This is a genomic window from Streptomyces hazeniae (assembly GCF_031845485.1).
Lineage (GTDB): Bacteria > Actinomycetota > Actinomycetes > Streptomycetales > Streptomycetaceae > Streptomyces > Streptomyces hazeniae.
Window position 1 is genome coordinate 41,995 of record NZ_JAVREQ010000001.1, and the last position, 17,705, is coordinate 59,699.

Annotated in this window: 15 protein-coding genes; 3 read left to right on the forward strand and 12 right to left on the reverse strand. The window is 70.3% G+C overall.

Annotation, left to right across the window (positions count from 1 at the left end):
- Positions 1–521: 521 nt before the first annotated feature.
- The 8 genes from RM572_RS00210 to RM572_RS00245 form a co-directional block, all read right to left on the reverse strand.
- Positions 522–1,193: an aminoglycoside phosphotransferase gene (locus tag RM572_RS00210; RefSeq protein ID WP_311671205.1), complete on the reverse strand. Its 672-nt coding sequence runs from the start codon at positions 1,191–1,193 to the stop codon at positions 522–524.
- Positions 1,194–1,304: 111 nt separating this feature from the next.
- Positions 1,305–3,407, reverse strand: coding sequence for a methyltransferase, FxLD system (gene fxlM, locus RM572_RS00215; RefSeq protein WP_311671206.1), 2,103 nt, complete (start codon positions 3,405–3,407; stop codon positions 1,305–1,307).
- Between the two features lie 25 nt (positions 3,408–3,432).
- Complete coding sequence (locus RM572_RS00220; RefSeq protein ID WP_311671207.1) at positions 3,433–4,695, reverse strand: lanthionine synthetase C family protein; 1,263 nt, start codon at positions 4,693–4,695, stop codon at positions 3,433–3,435.
- Complete coding sequence (locus RM572_RS00225; RefSeq protein WP_311671208.1) at positions 4,682–7,654, reverse strand: lantibiotic dehydratase; 2,973 nt, start codon at positions 7,652–7,654, stop codon at positions 4,682–4,684. Before RM572_RS00225 ends, RM572_RS00220 begins: the two co-directional genes overlap by 14 nt.
- Before the next feature lie 95 nt (positions 7,655–7,749).
- Complete coding sequence (locus RM572_RS00230) at positions 7,750–7,920, reverse strand: FxLD family lanthipeptide (RefSeq protein WP_311671209.1); 171 nt, start codon at positions 7,918–7,920, stop codon at positions 7,750–7,752.
- A gap of 518 nt (positions 7,921–8,438) precedes the next feature.
- Entirely contained in the window at positions 8,439–8,873 is a 435-nt protein-coding gene (locus RM572_RS00235; RefSeq protein ID WP_311671210.1) for an ATP-binding protein, read from the reverse strand.
- 305 nt (positions 8,874–9,178) lie between these two features.
- Positions 9,179–10,426 carry a helix-turn-helix domain-containing protein gene (locus RM572_RS00240; RefSeq protein ID WP_311671211.1) on the reverse strand — a complete coding sequence of 416 codons (1,248 nt, stop codon included), beginning with the start codon at positions 10,424–10,426 and terminating at the stop codon, positions 9,179–9,181.
- Between the two features lie 132 nt (positions 10,427–10,558).
- Complete coding sequence (locus RM572_RS00245) at positions 10,559–11,188, reverse strand: ATP-dependent DNA ligase (protein ID WP_311671212.1); 630 nt, start codon at positions 11,186–11,188, stop codon at positions 10,559–10,561.
- Positions 11,189–11,240: 52 nt separating this feature from the next.
- Here RM572_RS00245 and RM572_RS00250 point away from each other — a divergent pair, with 52 nt between their 5' ends.
- On the forward strand, positions 11,241–11,570 hold the full coding sequence (locus tag RM572_RS00250) for a hypothetical protein (RefSeq protein WP_311671213.1): 330 nt from the start codon (positions 11,241–11,243) through the stop codon (positions 11,568–11,570).
- Here the strand turns inward: RM572_RS00250 and RM572_RS00255 are convergent.
- The 3 genes from RM572_RS00255 to RM572_RS00265 all read right to left on the reverse strand — a co-directional run bounded on the left by RM572_RS00255 (position 11,567) and on the right by RM572_RS00265 (position 14,366).
- Positions 11,567–11,971: a hypothetical protein gene (locus RM572_RS00255; RefSeq protein WP_311671214.1), complete on the reverse strand. Its 405-nt coding sequence runs from the start codon at positions 11,969–11,971 to the stop codon at positions 11,567–11,569. The two genes, RM572_RS00250 and RM572_RS00255, sit on opposite strands and share 4 nt — an antisense overlap.
- Positions 11,972–12,219: 248 nt before the next feature.
- Positions 12,220–13,032 (reverse strand): very short patch repair endonuclease, encoded by an 813-nt coding sequence (locus RM572_RS00260; RefSeq protein ID WP_311671801.1) that lies wholly within the window; start codon positions 13,030–13,032, stop codon positions 12,220–12,222.
- Positions 13,033–13,034: 2 nt separating this feature from the next.
- Positions 13,035–14,366 carry a DNA cytosine methyltransferase gene (locus tag RM572_RS00265; RefSeq protein ID WP_311671215.1) on the reverse strand — a complete coding sequence of 444 codons (1,332 nt, stop codon included), beginning with the start codon at positions 14,364–14,366 and terminating at the stop codon, positions 13,035–13,037.
- Positions 14,367–14,494: 128 nt separating this feature from the next.
- On the opposite strand from RM572_RS00265, the gene RM572_RS00270 reads away from it, so the two are divergent.
- Positions 14,495–15,145 carry an Eco29kI family restriction endonuclease gene (locus RM572_RS00270; protein ID WP_311671216.1) on the forward strand — a complete coding sequence of 217 codons (651 nt, stop codon included), beginning with the start codon at positions 14,495–14,497 and terminating at the stop codon, positions 15,143–15,145.
- Between the two features lie 96 nt (positions 15,146–15,241).
- Positions 15,242–15,853: a hypothetical protein gene (locus RM572_RS00275; protein WP_311671217.1), complete on the forward strand. Its 612-nt coding sequence runs from the start codon at positions 15,242–15,244 to the stop codon at positions 15,851–15,853.
- Between the two features lie 112 nt (positions 15,854–15,965).
- On the opposite strand, the gene RM572_RS00280 is transcribed toward RM572_RS00275, so the two are convergent.
- A complete protein-coding gene (locus RM572_RS00280) occupies positions 15,966–17,603 on the reverse strand; it encodes a TROVE domain-containing protein (protein ID WP_311671218.1) in 1,638 nt (545 codons plus the stop codon).
- Positions 17,604–17,705 lie beyond the last annotated feature (102 nt).

The following is a 17,705-nucleotide window of genomic DNA, read 5'->3' on the forward strand; positions in this document are numbered from 1 at the left end:
TCACGGCGGCCGGCGCCATGAACACACGTCGTCCAGGACACACAGCGCGAAGCGGTGAGCCCCATGGACCGCCTGCTCAGGTGACCGCGCCGACCGCGACTGACCGTCGCCGTTGAGGTCAGCCCCGGATGTCGACGACCCCCGGCCGTGATCGGTCGGGGGTCTTCTTCGCTGGTGGGCGCAACAGGGATCGAACCTGTGACATCTGCCTTGTAAGACGAGAGGAATCCCTCTGGCGCACTCTGGTCACTCCGGCCGGGGCCGGAAAGTGCAGTTCAGTGCCTTCTATCCTCCGGCGCGCTCCGGTGATTCCGGGCCGTTCCGGGACCTCCGTTCACGCACCGCTCACGCAAACCACCCGGCCACCAGACTCGTGACCAGCACGTACACCCGCGACCGGCCGATGCGTGAACCATCGCACCCGCACCATAACCCGCCCACCGACACCCCGGGCCCTCACACGAGGAGGCCCCGCCGACCGCGCGGGGGATTCGCGGTCGACGGGGCCAGCTTCAAGCGGGCTACGCCCTGCTCTCCCAGTACCTGACCCACGCCTTCGCATGGCGGGCCATGTCCTGCTTCCACGTCTGCGGGTCGTCGCGGGCGATCTCCTCCCACGCCGCGGCGTTCGCTGCGCTGAAGACCGCCACCGCCTCGTGCCAGGCGCTCCTCCAGGAGGAGACTCGGCCGGCCCACCGGTCAGCGTCGTCCGCGCTGTGCCCGGCTTCCATCAACCTGAGCACCCACACCGCCGGATCAATCCACCCGGCGCCTCGCGTCGGCCAAGCCCAGTCGATGAGGTGCGCCCGGTCAGTGATCAGGACGTTGTGAGGGGCAAGGTCGGTGTGCAACAGCGCATCACCGGCGAGGAGGCCGATGTCGGTGCCCCGGACGTATCCGGCCCACCGGTCCTCCGCCCGCTTCACCACCCGGCCGCCAGGGCACGGCGTGGCCTGCAGTTTCGCAAGGGCGTCGAAGACGAGCGGCAGATCCGGTGAGCCGGGCCGGTAGTCCGCGTGCCGCCCCCACACCAGCGCGTACCCGAGGAGGTCCCAGCCCGCTGCCTGGGCCCGCCACAAGATCCGCGCCCCGCCCCCCACGGAGTGAGCCGTCACGACGCGCCCGGCATGCTGCTCAACAGCAGCGCGGGCCGCGGCAGGAAGGTCTTCCCACTGGAGGCGTTCCATGGCCATACGGGGCGGTTCCTGATCCGTTCGTCGGCTGGGCTGCTCGCCCAGCGTAAGCGGCCAGTGCGGCGCCCCTACGGGGCGCGAAGGAGGGTGACCGGCCGCCCGCGCGGGGGTTCACGGGCGGCCGGGGTTCGATCCCCAGGTGATGGTCAGGTGGGTGTCGGGCCGAGTGATGTGGGCACCAGGCGCAGGCTCCTCAGCCGGGGTGCTGGCGGGGAAAGCGGTGATCACGGGCTGCGCCGGCCGCTGGTGACTCCAGCGGTGCAGCAGATCATCCACCTGATGGACGAGCTTGTGGCTATCAGGACCGTGTACGAAGATGCCCAGCTCGTCCGCCTCATCGCTCACAGGGCGCGCCGTGAGGTAGGCGAGGGTTCCGCCGTCATACAAGCTCGCCCCGGACCAGCGCAGGGCCGGGTCGGCAAGCCCCAGCTCGCGGGCGGCCGGGGACACGGACAGCTTGCCGAAGGCGAGGTCGCTGGTGGTGGCGAGCCACAGGTCCACGTGCGCGGCCGGCTCGTCGTGGCGGATCTGGATGCCCGTCCAGTGGTGGTGGGCGCGGTGGTTGAGGGCCCGGGCGAGAGCCGTCTCGTCCGGGAGGTCGTCGGCGTCGACCTTGAGAATCACTTCGTCGGCGAGGCGGACGTGGCGCTCGCCCATTTCGGCCGCGCCGCGCATAGGCACGAATCCGCACACTGCGGAGTTGGTGCTCACCATCCGCGCCTCGTCGGTGCGCTCGAACGCGATGGAGCGGGTCAGGCCGCTGCCGTGCAGCCGGAGCGGGACGACGAGGCGTCCACCGACGGCGAGTTGCTGCCACCAGGCCCCGGGGATGTCCCAGGCACCGGCGGTGACGATAATCCCGTCGAACGGGGCGTCCTCCGGTGCTCCGAGTGCGCCGTCACGGCAGAGCACGGTGACACCCTCGTATCCGGTCTCCGCGAGGTGGTTCTGCGCCCCTTCTGCGAGATCCTGGTCGAGTTCGAGAGTGACGACCTTGCCGGCGGTGCCGACGATCTCGGAGAGCAGGGCGGCGTTGATGCCGGTGGCCGCGCCGATCTCCAGTACGCGCTTTCCCGGCGCCGCCTGGAGCTGTTCCAGCATGATCGCCACGATGTTGGGGCTGGACGCCGAGGAGGTGGCGGTGCCGTCGCCTGCACGCTTGGTCACCACCTGCTTCGGGGCGTACGCCGTCGCGAGGTCCACGCCGGGCAGGAACAGGTGCCGGGGGACGGTGCGGAAGGCGTCGCGGACCGATCCGGTGCGGAAGCTCCCGAGGCTGTCGATCTTGGCAACGAGGGCGTCGCGGAGCTGCTGCGGCTCTGAGGCCGATGCGGAGGCGGGGGTCATGGTCACTGTCCTGACTGTAGTGCGCTGGTCGGGGTCGGGGCGCTCGCTTGGCCGGGCTGTGCGGAGGGCGGGCTGGCGGTGGAAGACGACGCGGCTGGCGGCGGTGGCCAGCACGGCCTGGTGCTCGGCGGGAAGGCCGAGCCGATTGAAGGCAAACAGCATGTGGTCGGTGAGGACGGCGCGCAAACCACGGGAGAGGTGCCCGTGGTGGGCCAGGTCGGCGAGGCTGCGGCCGGCTTGGTCGAAGCAGTCGGGCCAGCCCGGCGAGCGGGTCAGTGGGCTGCCGGTGGTGTCACCGTCGGCGGTGAGGAGTGTCTGCACCGCGGCGATGGTCCCGGCCGACGGCTCCAGTCCGGCGTCGGTGGTGCGATGTTCGGCGACCGCGGCCCACACGTCGCCCTGCTCGTAGAAGTCCTGCCCGGCGGCGTGCAGCATGCGGCAGGCCAGCCGTACACCGATCTCGCGGCGCTGGTCACGCACGCCGTCTGCGAGGTGGGCCAGGATGTGGCGGCTGTCCTCGTGGAACAGCCGGTGAGCGGCGTGCATCGCCTCCGGTCCGCCGAAGCGGCGGGTCTCCGGCTCGTAGACGACGCCGGCGGCGTGATCGCGAAGCCCGGCATGCTCAGTGAGTTGCTGCACGAGCCGGTTAAGGAACGCGGCCTGCTCCTCGTCACTGCCTGGGGACGGCAGGAGGCGAAGACGCCAGCATTCGCGTTTGCGGATGAACCACCAGGCGGCGAGGGCCCCGCCTCGCTCGGCTTCGGTCAGCAGCGGCAAGAGGTGGGTCGCGGCCATGCGCTCGGTGTCGCGCCAGGTGTCGCACCACAGATTGATCTGGCGCCAGGCGTGGGGCGGCTCGTTCGTCATCACGGCTCCCGTCGGGGGTGGGTGGTCACGCGAGAAGGAGGCAGGCAGGCCACGGGCCGGTGGTGCCGGAGGCGATGCTGTGCAGGGTCAGGGCGACGCCGGCGCTGCCCTCGATCAGCCCGGGGAGGTCTCCGGGCGGGGTGTCGTGGGCGTGGGCGAGGAGGCTGTCGATGAGGCCCGGCAGGTGGTGGGCGAGGTCGGGGGTGGCCGCGTCGGCGGCGGCATGCAGGACGGTGGCGACCAGCCCGGCCCAGCCGTGACACAACGCCGGATCGGTGATGCGAGCAAGCTGTCTCGGGTCGGCCACGCAGCGGGCAAGGGCGTCCTCGGCGGCGTGCTGGCGGGCGGTGTTGCCGGTGGCGAGTGCGGCGAGCTGCTGCGCCCGTGCCAGTCCGGGGGTGCCGTAGCACCAGGACGGGCGTGCCGGGCCCGACCGGTGCGGCTGACCGTCGCGGAGTTCGTCGAGGGTGATCCGTTCGGGCCACCAGGGGCCCGCCGTGGTCTGCTGCCGCCACGCGTCGAGCCACCGGCAGATGGCGCCGATGGCGTCGTGGTGGCCGTCGACGGTGACGCCCTCGAGCAGTGCCAGTGCCAGTAACGCCAAGGGGCCGGCGATACCGTGCGCGGCGCCGAAGTCGGCTTGCCCGGCCGCGAAACGGGGGTCGGTCTCCAGGGCCGGGGTGTCGTTCGTCCACCAGCCGGGCGCCCTCGGGCCGGCTGGGTCGTCGGCCCGCACGGGTTCGGTAAGCCGGACGAGATAGCGCAGGACGTCTCGGACGAGGTTGCCGCCGGGGTCGCGGCGCAGCAGGTAGGCGCCCAATCCGGTGAGGCCGCGCACGACGTCGAATTCGTACAGCGGCGGGCGCTGGTGGGCGTCCATGCGCTCGAAGGCTGCGGTAAGTCGAGTACAGGTGAGGTCGGCGACAGCCGTATCAAGACTGCTGCTCGCGCCCCGGTAGCGGCCGGGGGCGGCGGTGTGGAGAGCGAAGCCGACCGCCGGTGCCCCGAACCACAGGCCGGCTCCCGGCCCGGCGCTGAGGTCGTCGAGGGTGGCTCGGGTCAGCCACGCGTGCACCGGCGCGGCGTCGCCGTCACCGTGCTGGGCGCGGATGCCGTGCAGGACGGCGACGCCGGCGGCGCCCTTGGACAGCGATTGGTCGCGCCACCGTGGGCTCTCGGGCCGGTAGTCGTCGCCGTAGTCGACCGAAGGCGGCACGGCCAGAGCGGCAGCGAGTTCACCTGCCACGACTGCGGCGTGGCGCAGTCGGGTGTCGTCAAGCACGGTCACTCATGTCCTCCTTCTGTCGGGCTGCGTGGGATAGGGCGGCGGCACGCGCGAGCTTGTACGTGGCCGCCTCGCTCTGCGGGTCGATACCGCGCGCGCGGGCGTGGTGCAGGTGCAACAGCGAGCCGAGCACTGTCTCCGGGCGAGGGCTGGCGGTATCGGGCGTCAGCAGCGCGGTGTAGTGGGCCGCCGCGTCGGCCCGTGCTTCCCAGGCGGTGACCACCGCCGGTCCGCCGGGAAGACCGTGCAGCACGTCAGGGGCGACGAGGCGGAGTGTCTGGCGGCGCAGCTCCCGGTTCTGCGCGCCCGCGCCTTCGGCGTACTCGGGGTGGTCGAGAAGCCAGCGAACACCGGCCGAGCGGCTGCCCATCACCGCTGCGGCCAGGTCAACCAGACTGGAGGCGGTCAACGCCTGCGGATGGATGTCCCGGGCGCTGGCCAGGCATGCGAGCTGTGCGAGGACGGCGGCGGAGTCGGCGGCGAACAGCGCCTCCGCGGCGGCCATCGCCTGCCCGGTGCCGTAACGGCCGGTCTCCGGGTGGTAGTTGTCGAACGTGACCTGACCGGCCAGGCCCGCGTGCCGGAGGTCCGCCGCCCAGTCCGCCACGTGGCCGGATGCGCGCCAGTCCGCGTCGTGGATGCGGAGCCGCAGATGCGGCGCGGGGTGAAGGTAGCGGGCGAACCACCAGCGCGGCGGGGTGGGCCAGCGTCGCAGCAGCGCGCCCATGTGGGCGGTGAGAATGGTGTCGAACGCTTCCGGCTGCCCGTGCAGCTTCACGTACACCACTGAGCGGTCGGACCTGGTGACGGGCGGAGCCGCGCCGGTCAGGAATGCCGGGGCGGGGTCGGCCGGTGTGGTGGCGGCCAGGGGGATCACGACCTCGTGGGCCCGTCCGCCGCACCAGCCGTAGTCATCGACGGCGGGAGTCTCCGTGAGGATCACCGGTCCGTCGGCCGACTCCAGGTGCGATCGCAGAACCGCGCGTCCCATCGGCTCGTCCAGGTCCAGCCGCAGACGCCGGTCACCGGACCCGGCTGCGAGGCGGCCCAGGATCGACCGGCGCTCGCGGACCTCATCCAGCGCAGCTGACCACTCGCGCTCGGTGGCGTCCGGGCCGGGCAGGGTCGCCGGGTCCACGCGCCACTGGGCGGGGGCGAGGATGCTGCGGCCGTACCGCACGCGGGGCAGGAACGACAGGCAGGAGGCCGCACCCCAGTCGAGTGTGGTGACCGCCGGGTGCACCGAACGCGGGATCTCGAACAGCAACCGGGCCAGCGGCGGCATGGTGTACCTGGCCCCGGCGTGCAGCAGCACCGGCTCCACGACCCGCTGCCGGGAACGTGAGACCACGTACAGCCGTGCGGCGCCGGCCGCCACGGCGAGATCCGCCACCGGAATGTGGCTGCCGTCGGCCGTGCGGTGCTCGGCCAACGGGACGACGTACGGCAGCACCGCGGGCACGCGCAGGATGCTCTCCGTGCGGGAGTGGCAAGACGGGAAGGACAGTTGCGCGCGGATCGCCCCGTCGACGCTGGGCGGCTGTGCCGCGTACATGCGGGTCATCGCCTCGCGGTCCGCCGGGTTCAGGAGGTTGAGGAAGCGGCCGGTATTGGCGCCGGTCCGGCCGAACCCGCACACGCCGAGGGTGAACGCCCCGTCGTCCAGCGCGGCCGGTGACGTGGCGCGGATGTCGACCCACAGGTCCGCCGGCGTCACCGGACGCTGTCCGTCCGGCCCAGCGAGCGCGGCAAGAGCAGTGTCGTCGAGGACGACTTCCTTGTCGCCGTCGAGCGCGGCTTGCTGTGCCAGGGCGAGCAGCATCTCGTCGCGTTGGGTCATCTCCCGGGTGCTGGAGGGAGGTTGAGTGAAGTGGTTGGGCAGCCCGAGACCCCGCCCAGGGTCGGTCAGCTCCTCGACTGGTACGAGGGTTCCGGGCCCGTACCGGGAGAGGAATGCGCGGTGGTAGTCCCGCCAGGACGCCGTGGCCGTCGTGGCGGGGCTGAGCCGGATTAAGGCTTCCGCCGCCGCTGCGGCCTCGGCTGCAACGGCGTGCGGCAGGACCAGCGAGCCCCCGAGTCGTAGGTCCGCTGTCGGCCGGTCCGCGCCGCCCTCGTTGAGCGCAGCGATCAGTGGTTCGGCTTCCGGGAGGTCGTGCGCGCCCGCTGCGTCGAGCTGGTGGCGGAGGTGGGCGAGGACGTCGGTGGTCGTGGACGGCGCCCGCAGAGCGCTGATCAGCACGCCGGACGCGGCGAGTTGCCCCGCCACGCCCCTGAGTGCTTGGCGGGTGGCGCCGGGATGGGCGGCGGCTGCCTGGTCGATGAGGGCGCCGACGAGGATGGGCTTGTGCGCCGCGTGCCGGATCGTCTCGACCACGGGGACCAGGCGCACCGATACCTCTCGCTTGTCCACCTGATTGCCGGGGACAGCGGACTGGTGGGGCTGCCACGGCACGATCAGCCGGCCACCTCGAACCCTGGCGAGGTCATTGACGACGACCGGTAGCCGTTCCAGCAGCGGGGTGCAGGCTTCGAGCCGGGCGGTGATGTCGGCGAGCCATGACGGGTCCGCCCGGGTGTGCAAGGTGTGATCGTCGCTCCAACGGAGCTGCGTGTGCTGGCAGAAGGAGGCCGCGGTGACGCCGGCGAAGGCCCCGAAGGGGGTGGCTCGGCTGCGCATCCGCAGCAGATACCGGGCCAGCGTCAACGCCATCCGGCGGAGGCTCCTCGCGTCGGGCTGCCGCCCTGCGTGCATCGCGTCGATCTGGGTGGCCAGGTGAGGGCTTGCCTGCGCGGTGGCTTCGGCTACGCGCGGAAGGGCCCACGCCGCCGTGAGCCACGTCCGCCACGTTCCGGGTTCGGCGGAGTCGGCGGGCCAGGGCGGCAGGTCCAGCCGGGCGGGATACACGCTCGCCCGAAGCATCGCCGCCCCGGCAGGGCGGTAGTACGGCGTATACGCGCTCACGGTCACACTCGTCGCCCCTTCCGGAAGGCCTCGTTCCTGTGATGCGGCGGGGGGGTGCCTGCGGCCAGGACCGCAGGCACCCCCGGGCGGTCAGGTCAGCAGTCGCCGCCCCGAACGGTGTCGCATCCGTCATCGGTGCTGGACAACAGAGCCGCCGAGACCGGGCCAGAGGTGACGATGCTGACGTCCAGGTCGAGGTCGACCGCACCCGAAGTGACCGCGGACGGTACTGCCTGCGTCGGCTGAGCGATGGCCAGGTGGTTCATGACATTTCCTCCAATTGATCGGCAATTGCATGGTGCGGTGGTACCGATGACTGGGCTCCGCAACGCGGAGCGTACGGATGCGCTCACCGTGCGAAGGCGTTTCCCGGCCATCCCCGGTGCGAAGTCCGCACCGGGAGCTTGCAGTTTCAGCGCGGCTGCTCGCGCCGAAAGGTCAATGGGGGCATGCGAAGCGTCCTAGATCGCGGCGGTGGTAGCGGGCGCGGATCTTCGCGGCGAGGCGGTGTAGGCAGTCGGGGCAGGCAGTCAGCGGCGCGTGAAGGCCGAGGCAGGAGGCGGCGCCGACCCACATCACAGGGATGCCGGGGCGTTCGCAGTAGAGCCAGCAGTCACCCACTGTCCACCGCTGCCCGCCCTCACCCACCTCCGCGACTGCCACGGCTGCCGCCGGCCGAGGGCTCGCGCCGGCGGTCATGAGGCGTCCCCGAGGACCTCGTAGAGGAGCCCGCCCAACAGCAGGGCGACTGTGATGCAGTAGCAGAGTTGCTGCGCCCACGGCTTCACACCCCACCCCCCGCCGCACCGTCCACACCGAGGTCGGCCCAGACGCGTTTTCCCCACCGCATCCGGTCCACGCCCCACCGCACAGCGAGGGCGCCGACGATGACCAGCCCCCGCCCGTCCTCGTCCCTCGGTCCCGCCGCCCGCGGCGACGGCTCGCCGCAGTCCTTGTCGATCACGCCGATACGGACGGCGCCGGCGGCGAGACGGGTGATGGTGACGCGGATCACGTCAGCGCGGGCGTGCTCAACCGCGTTGGTGACCAGCTCGGAGACCACCAGCTCGGCGTCCGGCTGGAGTGCGGCCAGGTACCAGGTGGCCAGGGCATCGCCCACGAGACGCCGGGCCCGGCCCGCCGACGCGGGCACACGAGGAAGAGACTCGGTGTACGAGGGCGCGCCGGTCGAGGACGGCGTCGCGGCCGTGGCGGTCACGACGCCTCGTCCCGCCGTACGTTCATGCCCCGGCCGTCCGCTGCCGAATCGGCGGCGTCCCCGGCGGCGGGGGCCTCTCGGCTTATGCAGCACGGCCCCGTCACCGGCGTCGTGGCCGTGACGGAGTGGTCCGCGAGGACGAGGCGGCGGAGTCTTTCTGCGGTCGTTCTACGCATTGGTCTGACTTCCCCGGGCGTAGGTCCAACAGGATGTGATGGACCGTACGAACAGACGGGTTGTCAGACCACGTGCGGAGCGTGGCAGTTCATCACCGACCGGCAACGAACTGCCACGCTACGTGGTAGCTATGCGTGAACTTCCAGGTGAGCCGCCATCTCCCGCATATCCCGAGTCAGCGTCCGCTTACGGGACTTGAGGAGATCGCTCATGACGTAACGGGCCATCGGCTGGTGCTTGAGCCAGTGCCCCGAGGTGCGCTTGATGCGGCCTAGCTCCTCCATGGCGTCCTGCGTAGAGCCGAGCGTGACGTGAGCCTTGGCGACGTCGAGACGGTGCCGGTCCCAGTTGTTCGAAGACGGCTTGCCGCACTTCCGCAGAGCCCGCGGCCCGAGCACGCCCTCGTCCGCCCGCCTGAGTACACCCCGGGCGTCGCCGGCGACCGCCAGGTCCTCCACGGCCTTGAGCTCGGCGGTGATCGGGCCGAACGTCGTCCAGTGGGAGCGGTAGTCGACGTGCTCCTGGTCCAGGGCGCTCGCCGCCGTGGCGGCCATCCTGCGGGCCTCCACCGCCTCGTCCGGCCGGTTGTTCCGCACCGCCGCGGAGGCGATGCGCAGCGACAGCTCACCCCAGGCGGCGAGTTCACCCGGCGACGCCGAGGAGAACCGCGGCTCGATCTGCGCGGCCGTCGCCACGGCGAGGCGTTCGCTCTCCTCGAAGCGGTCCTGACGCAGCAGCAGCCAGCACATGCCGATCACGCCGGTGGCGGCGCTGAGGGTCTGCCCCGTCTCCCGCGCCCACCGGATTCCCTCGGCCAACGCTTGGTAGGCCATGTCGTACTGGCGGAGCTGGGTGAGGTACTTGCCGGCCAGAAGGAGGGCCTGCGCGCGGGCGATCTGGGCGCGCTGCTGCTCCTCGCCCTCCGGCGCGTTGACCGCCGCGGCCTCGGCTGCGCGGAGGAGGCCGGGCAGCATGCGCGCGACGGAGTCGTACCGGTCGGCGTGGTAGAGGGCGTGGCCGTCATCGATGCGCCGGTGAAGCTCCGGAAGGCTCTCGGCCTCGCCTGGGGAGGCCATGGTCTCGCTGATCCCGACCGGCGGCATGAGCGCGCGGCGGAGCTCGGCGAGCATCTGCCGGTTGGACTCGTCCCCGACCACGGGGCCGGGGGCGTCCGACGCGAAGAGGTCGGCCGTGGTGGTGCCCAGGGCGCGGGCCACAGCGTGCAGGGTCTCCACCCTCGCCTGCCCGCCCTGCTCGATCTTCCGAACGACGGACACCGACAGGCCGGCGTCATGCGCCAACTGCTCCTGACTCAGCCCCGCCGTGCGCCGATGCGCGCGTACGTTCTCTCCCAAGCCTGAACTTGCGTGCTGCATACTGGACTCCGTTCTGACCTAGACACTCAGAACGGTACTCCTCGGCCGCCGCCAGGTGTACGCCCTCGGCCCCCACAGCCCCGAGCGGTGGGGGCCGACGAGCGCCCGGCGCCGGGCACTTGGGCCGGGTGTTCACACCTTCGGGGACACGATCCCGGCCCGGCGCGGCTCCCCATGTTTGACCTTGCGCCACGACCGGACGCCCCCACGGTATGGCGCCTCCAGGTGCTTGACCATCACGCCCTCAATCCCCACCCCGCGCGTATCCCACCAGCGTCGGCCGTCCTCCCGAGCGGTCGAGGCTGGCACGGGCTGGATGGGCGGACCGACGTCGGCCAGCAGCTCCAGCAGGGCCGCCCTCCTCTCCCGGTACGGGCGCGGGCGCATGTCCACCCCCTCCAGCTCGAGCACGTCGAACGCAGCGAATGACGCCGGCAGCACCCGGGACAGCGCGAAGGCGCGACGAGGGTTCGCGAGGGCGCGGCGCTGCACCGCGCCGAAGTCCACCCGCTCCCGGTGCCACACCACGATCTCCCCATCGATCACGGTGGACGCCGGGAGCCCCAGGGCAGCGGTCACGAGGTCCGGGAACGAGGCGGTGATGAGCCGGCCGGATCGGGCCTGGATCGCCACCCCGACCGGTGTGCGGAAGATCAGGCCGCGCCACCCGTCGAATTTCGGTTCCCAGCTCCACACCTCGCCCGGCGGAAACGTGGAGGTGACCCGGGCGAGGGCGACGGGCAGGGGCGGGTGAAGCGGCACACCTCCAGGGTGCGGCCTGCATCCGAGCCCGGCACACCCTAGACTCGAACACGTGTCCGATCTGCCGCAGGATGAGCCCCGGCTTCGCACCCTGGAGCGCTACCTTCTGGTGCAGCTCGCCGCCGTACGCCAGGCCATCCAGCAGATCCAGGACGGCCCGCCACGAGGCCACACCGACACCACCCCTCGGTGGTGCATCCAGTGGCGTTTCGCCCCGCAGGGCCAGCCCCGGCGCGGCATCGTCCACCGCGCCGACTGCTGGATGGCCGACGGCGAAAAGCTCAACGGCGCCCAGGTCAACCACGAGCGCAGCAAGCCCGGCCGCAGCCTCGAACCCTGCGACCAGTGCCGCCCCGAGGCCCCGCGCGCCGACTCCGCTTAGCCGCGGCTCGTCGTCCCGCGCACGCAAATGGCGGTGACCGCCCGCATCTCCCCCTCCTCGGTCGCGCCGAGGACCGCCTTCCAGCCGCGCCCGTCATCGGTCGGCCCGTCCGAGCCGACGATCCTCACCCCCTCGTCGGGGATATCCCCGATCCCGCCACCCGTCACCACGTGCCCCGGCGGGCACAAGGCGACCGGCCGCGCAGTGAAGAAGACACCCTCGTCCGTCTGCCTGGCCTCCGCCGGCGCCGCGGCGGTCACCCGCACCGTGTGAATCCGCCGGACCTCGCCCCCGCCGCCGTCCGGGCCGGAAGCGGCATACGCGCTGCTCCCGCACATCACAGCGAGGAACACCGCCGAGGCGATCCCCGCAGCCACCTTCCTGCCATACGTCTTCGCCATGGATGCCTCCTCGTTTCGAGCTGGAAATCGCAGCCCGCTGACGACAAGTGAGGGGCCACCTCTCCATCCGAGTGCAGGCCCTCACGGGGCGGCAACCGTAGGGCGGCCAAGCGCATGAACCGCGCCGCCGATACGCATCCAGGCCGCCGCCAGCCATACGTGGGGGTGGTGGTGTGCTGCTGGCCCCGCGAGTCTCGACCACGGACGTCGGAAGCGTGCAGAGTGTCCGATCGGACGGATTCGGCTGGTCAACCTCGTCCGGCTGGGCCAGCGACCTTGTGATGACCGGCCTTGTTGCCCGTCCTCTGCTCACGGACAACCGCAAGAACTCGCGCAGCGGCCAGCTCGGGGTCCTCGTGCTCCCAGACACGGAGCACGGTCCACCCTGCCGTCTTCAGCACCTCGGTCGTCCGCTCATCACGCTGCCGGTTACCTTCGATCTTCCGCCGCCAGAACTCGGAGTTCTTCTTTGAGGGCCGGTGGTGTGCTGGGCAGCCATGCCAGAAACAGCCATCCACGAAGACGGCGACCCGGCACTTGGTGAAGAGGATGTCCGCGCGGAATCGCTCATTGGAAAGCGGCCTCACATCTACGCGGAAGCGGAGTCCCTGCCGATGGAGGAGAGACCGCAGCCTCAACTCCACTGTGGTGTCTCTCCCTTTGTTCCCTTGCATCGCGGACCGTACGGCTGGGGAGGAAGCCGTGGATCCTTCGGGGAGCCGGTCGCCGACCAGTAGGCCGGCGGCGTGGGCGAGTCGCCAACCTTCCACGAGGTTGGCGAACCGTGTGTCGTGATCGACCTCTCCCAGGTACCGCTCTGGCGAGGCACCGTCCTGAGACCACCTAAGTGCGGCACGGACTCGACGTGCCCTACTGGGAAGCCTAAGCGTGATCGACCCACGTGCGACCCGGCCGTCTCCCAGGTCAACCATCCGCCGGTGTCGGCCGCCAGCCGCCCGGTCCTGCTCCACGGTAGGTTTGGTGCCGTCGCGGCGTTTCCATGCCCGGCTAGGTGGCCGCTGTTCCTTCCAGCGCCCACCGTGTTCCGCGTCACCAACCATGATCACTTGCCCGCGTTGGCTAGGGCTTCCGCGACAGCCCTAGCGAAGAACTCGCCGAGGACGACGGGCACGGCGTTACCGAGCTGTCGCATCCTTTCGCCCCTCGGACCGGCGGCCTTCCACTCATCTGGGAAGGTCATGACACGAGCGGTCTCTCGCACCGTCATATAGCGGTGGACGTACCGCCAGCCCCCAGGTTTAGCGGTATCGCGTTCCCGTTCGTCGAGCAGCATCACCGACTCACCGCCTGGCACTCCATGAACGCCAGCCTTGACCGTCTTGGCGGGGCGGTCGAGTTCGTTCGGTGTGTGCCCTGCGTAGATACGGGCGTCTGGCCAGCCGATATGATCGGTGATCTTCCCCCCTTGATTCGTTTTCCGGTCGAGCTTTTTGCGGTCGATCGGTGGGAGGGCAGGAAGTCGTTCGTCCGTGCCAAGCCCGGTCACGGCGTCTCGGAGAGTGCGCCAAGGCTTGAGCTGGTCGTCTACCTCAGTGATGACTTCGGGGAGGCGTGCCATCGTCCGCTCGATGACATGGTCAGGCACCGGACAACCAGCTTCTTCAAACCTCTGCCAATAGTCACCCTGGCGCATAGCGCGATGCAGAGCCGCCTCAGAGAACGGGTAGTTCTGCACGTGCTTCTCGAACGTGGTGTAGTTGATGTTCAAGTCCTCACGGAACGCGACCATGATTACCCGCTGGCGGACTTGCGGAACTCCGTAGTTTGCGGCGTTCACCGGCATGACCACGACGTGATAACGCTCGTCCGCTGGGAGCGTTTTTGCCTTGTGTTCGCGCTGTAGCACGCGATCGTGTTCCTGCCATGAAACGTCGTCACGCCGAAGCATGAATGGCAACTCGAGTTCGCGTTGGATGTACTTGAAGTAGTCGCGGAAGGAAGGGCGGAGCAGCCCCCGCACGTTCTCGCAGATGACCGCCTTGGGGCGCATCTCGCGGATCGCGCGGAACATGTGCGGGAACATGTTCCGCTTGTCTTCGTCCCCCTTGGCTACTCCGCCGAGGCTGAAGGGCTGGCATGGGGGGCCGCCGGCGAGCAGGTCGACCTCGCCCTCGAGGTAGGTCATGTCGAGTTTTTGGACATCGCCGGGGACGAGGGGCACGGGCTGGCCCGGCTTCGGGATCTCCGGCTGCTCACCGGCTGGCACCGGCTCCGCCCCGTTGTCCGCGAGGGTCTGACAGGCGTAATTGGCGTACTCATTGAAGAGGAGGGGCCGGAACCCTGCCCGGTCGACCGCCATCGCCAGGCCGCCACCCCCAGCGAACAGCTCCACGCTGGTGCGAGTCTTCTGATCGTGTTCGGGCAGGTCAACCATCCGGAAAGTGTACCGCGGAGTTAATGATCTTGAGACGGGGTTCACTCAACTGGGTGACCAAAGATCGAATCGCGTCATAAAGTGCCCCAGACATCCGACTCGCCTGCCCGCGACCAGCGAGGAGCCGCGTGCCCACCAGCTACACCCCCGACTTCTTCGACCCTCTGTCCACCGACCGCCTCGCGCATACGATCTGCGAGACCTTCGAGCGGCAACCCATGGTCTCCATGGTCGAGGACACCCCGCCCTTCGACGGCTCAGGCCTCTACGCCATCTACTACCGCGGGACCACAATCGCCGCCTACCGGCCCCTCGCAGACCTGCAGATCCCCGTGTACGTAGGTCAGGCGCTGTCGAGCAACAGCGCGACCGGCAAGGCCGTCACCTCAAAACGCCCCCTCCGCAATCGGATCCGCGACCACCGCAGGTCGATCGTGGGCGCCGACCTGCCCATCAACGAGTTCCGCTTCCGAGCCCTCCGTCTCCCGGACGTACATACCAACCTCGGCGAAGACGGGCTGCGAGTCGGGTACCAACCCGTCTGGAACAGCGTGCTGAACGGGTTCGGCAGTCACGAACAAGGCCAGAGCACTCGCAAGAGCAAGAAGAGCAAGTGGGACACCTTCCACGAAGGACGTGACAGAACCCACGGCGGGGACGCCCACGACCCCGAACAACTCGCAGCCGAAGTGGCCGCGAAGATCGACCAACAGGTCACCAACTACCACTCCATGCCGTGGCCGCACCCCGAACAGCCGCTGTATCTCGACCTCGACTGACGACCACAGCGCCGCTGCCACTGCGCGACCTCACGACCTCGACTTCACAACGCAATGATCGAAAGCCCACCTGCTCCAGCAGACCGTCCCTAGGCTATGAACCTCAACTCACCGGACACGATCAGCGCCGCCGCAGCGGCGGCCAGTGCTGTAGCGGCAGGCGCCGCTTTGATCACCGCCCACCGCGCACACAAGACCGCGAAAACCGTAGCCCGCATCGAGTCCGACCGCTGGCTGCACGAGCTAACACCCACCTTCGAAACGGCGCTCCGGCGAATCCCGGACAACGGCTCCCTCGTCACCCTTCACCTGACGCTGACCGGGCCAGTGGCGCTCAAGTATCTGGAAGGCGTGTCACTCACCGTGCGGAACGACAACGTGAACCAACGGCTTGTCATCTCAAGAAACACCCCGCTCAGCGAGGTTGAGGCCCAGGTGTGGGGACCACTGCGATTCGTCCCTAGCAGCACCGAAGCGGACGTCGACGGCCGCACCATACCCACCCACGCCATGACGGTGGGCGACAGCCTGAGGCTTGCCATGACCAAGACCACACCACCGTCCTGGATAGCCGGAGGGGAGGAGCAGTGGGAACTCATGCACGGACAGGCGCCCCTACGGCTGTGGGCGGACTGCCGGTCCGAGAAGCACGGCGTATGGCGCGTACCAGTCCAAGCCGACATTCCTCCCAGCCAGCCGGCAGCATGAACATGAAAGCCCCATCCCGGCACGGAGACGGGGATGGGGCTACCACTGGGGTCTGCGGGTGGCCCACGCCCCCCGGCCAGCTTTTCCCGGCCGCCGGGGAGCGGAAGAGGCGTTACAACGCCGTCTGCTCCTGCTCCCACGGCCAGCCGGCGTCACCGCCCCGGCTGAGCATGTTGACCAGCGTGAACAGCTTGTCCGAGAACCCGCCCACCTCGTACCGGTGCGGCCGGCCGGTGTCGATCGAGGACGGCGCGTAGCCGCTGGTGTTCACCCCGAACATCGGCACCTCGGCCGGGATGGCGTCGGACACCGACATGCCGCGCACCTCGCCGCGCGCACCGTAGTGCCCGCGCATCCTGTCCCCGGGGTGGGCGAAGGCCTGCATGTCCGAGATGATCACCACCCGATCGTGACCCGCGTACGTGGCCTGTAGGGCGGCGACGGTCTCGGTGCCGTGCCCGACCTCCCCGATCCGGGCGCAGAACTCCTCGGTCTGCCGCAGCATCGACCCGCCCGGCTTCAGCGGGTGCCGGAACGTGCCGTTGGCGTACCCGACGAGGTCCACGTCGCAGCCGCGTGCGGCCAGGGCTACGCCGAACAGGGCGCCGACGTCCACGTGCCGCAGCACGCTCCGCCCGGAGACGGTGTTGCACATCGAGGCGGAGGTGTCCACGACGACGAGGGTGCGGCCGGGCAGCGCCGGCACCCGCGCCGTCGAGGCGGCGAGGGCCTTCTCCAGCGCGTGGCCCCACCGCAGCGACGGAGCAGCCCGGTACGCGGACAGGAACCGGTACGGGAACTGACGCGACCGCGCCACCTCCTCCGGGTCCGCGAGCCGCGCACACACCCGCTCCGCGACCGCGTCCGGCACACCGGCCTCGTCCAGGTTCCGCAGGTTCCGCACCAGCGCCATCAGCCCCATGTGCGGCACGATCGCCGTCCAGGCGGCGGCGTCCATGCGGCCGAGGCTGGACAGCTGCTCCCACGTCATGCCTGCGGCGCCGAGGCGGTCCGGGTCCTCGAGGAACCAGGCGCGTCGGTCGGCCTCGCTCATGGCCATCGCCGCCCGGTAGGAGGACAGGATGGGCAGCCGGCTGGTCACCCGTACCCGGTCCCGGCCCCACCGGCGGTCGGCGAGGTAGTCGAAGAGGTCGGCCTGCCACGGCCCGGACGGCTTCGGCTTGGCGAGCGCGACGAGGTCGGCCATGCGCCACTGCGAGGCGCCGCCGTCGTACTTCAGCGCCGCGCGCTCGGTGTAGAGCCGCGTCACCGCGTCACCGACTCCGCGCTGCACGCCGCCGGGCATGGTGGTGCTGCCGGTGCGGGCCTTCCAGTACGCGACGAACTCCGCCGGCTCGTCCGCCCGCTGCAGCGCACCGGCGATCATCTTCCGCACCGGGATCGTCGCGGCCTTGTCGGTCCCCTGCTTGCGAGCAAGGGCGGACTCCGCGGCCATCACCACCGCCGCCGACCGCATGTTCATGTGGCCACGCAGGTACGGCACGAAGCGGGCGACCCAGTCCGGGTCCTGCTTCGTCGCGGCGTGCACGAGGTCACGGAACCGCGCGTCGCGGTCGCCGACAGTCTCGTAGAAGGTGCCCTCGCCCACCATGTTGACCGCGGCGAACAGGAACAGGTCACTCTTCGCGTCGCGGGTGAATGCGGCGCCGCCCTCGTGCGTGGACGTGCGGGCGCCGGTCGTGGTGACCGGGGAAGCCGGGGCGTGGCGCGCGGAAGCGAACTTCGCCATCAGGGGTCTCCTCAAGCGGGCAGAAATGTCCCGGGCCGACGGACAACTCTGCTGGGCGCCACGAGTACCAGTCGCGTGAGCTACGTGGTGCTCTCGGCCTCT

Bases quoted from the DNA above. Each gene is read 5' to 3' on its own strand.
- RM572_RS00260 (WP_311671801.1), bottom strand. From the start codon at position 13,032: ATGGTTGGTGACGCGGAACACGGTGGGCGCTGGAAGGAACAGCGGCCA.
- RM572_RS00265 (WP_311671215.1), bottom strand. From the start codon at position 14,366: ATGGTTGACCTGCCCGAACACGATCAGAAGACTCGCACCAGCGTGGAG.
- RM572_RS00230 (WP_311671209.1), bottom strand. From the start codon at position 7,920: ATGAACCACCTGGCCATCGCTCAGCCGACGCAGGCAGTACCGTCCGCG.
- fxlM (WP_311671206.1), bottom strand. From the start codon at position 3,407: ATGACGAACGAGCCGCCCCACGCCTGGCGCCAGATCAATCTGTGGTGC.
- RM572_RS00280 (WP_311671218.1), bottom strand. From the start codon at position 17,603: ATGGCGAAGTTCGCTTCCGCGCGCCACGCCCCGGCTTCCCCGGTCACC.
- RM572_RS00275 (WP_311671217.1), top strand. From the start codon at position 15,242: ATGAACCTCAACTCACCGGACACGATCAGCGCCGCCGCAGCGGCGGCC.
- RM572_RS00255 (WP_311671214.1), bottom strand. From the start codon at position 11,971: ATGGCGAAGACGTATGGCAGGAAGGTGGCTGCGGGGATCGCCTCGGCG.
- RM572_RS00210 (WP_311671205.1), bottom strand. From the start codon at position 1,193: ATGGCCATGGAACGCCTCCAGTGGGAAGACCTTCCTGCCGCGGCCCGC.
- RM572_RS00240 (WP_311671211.1), bottom strand. From the start codon at position 10,426: ATGCAGCACGCAAGTTCAGGCTTGGGAGAGAACGTACGCGCGCATCGG.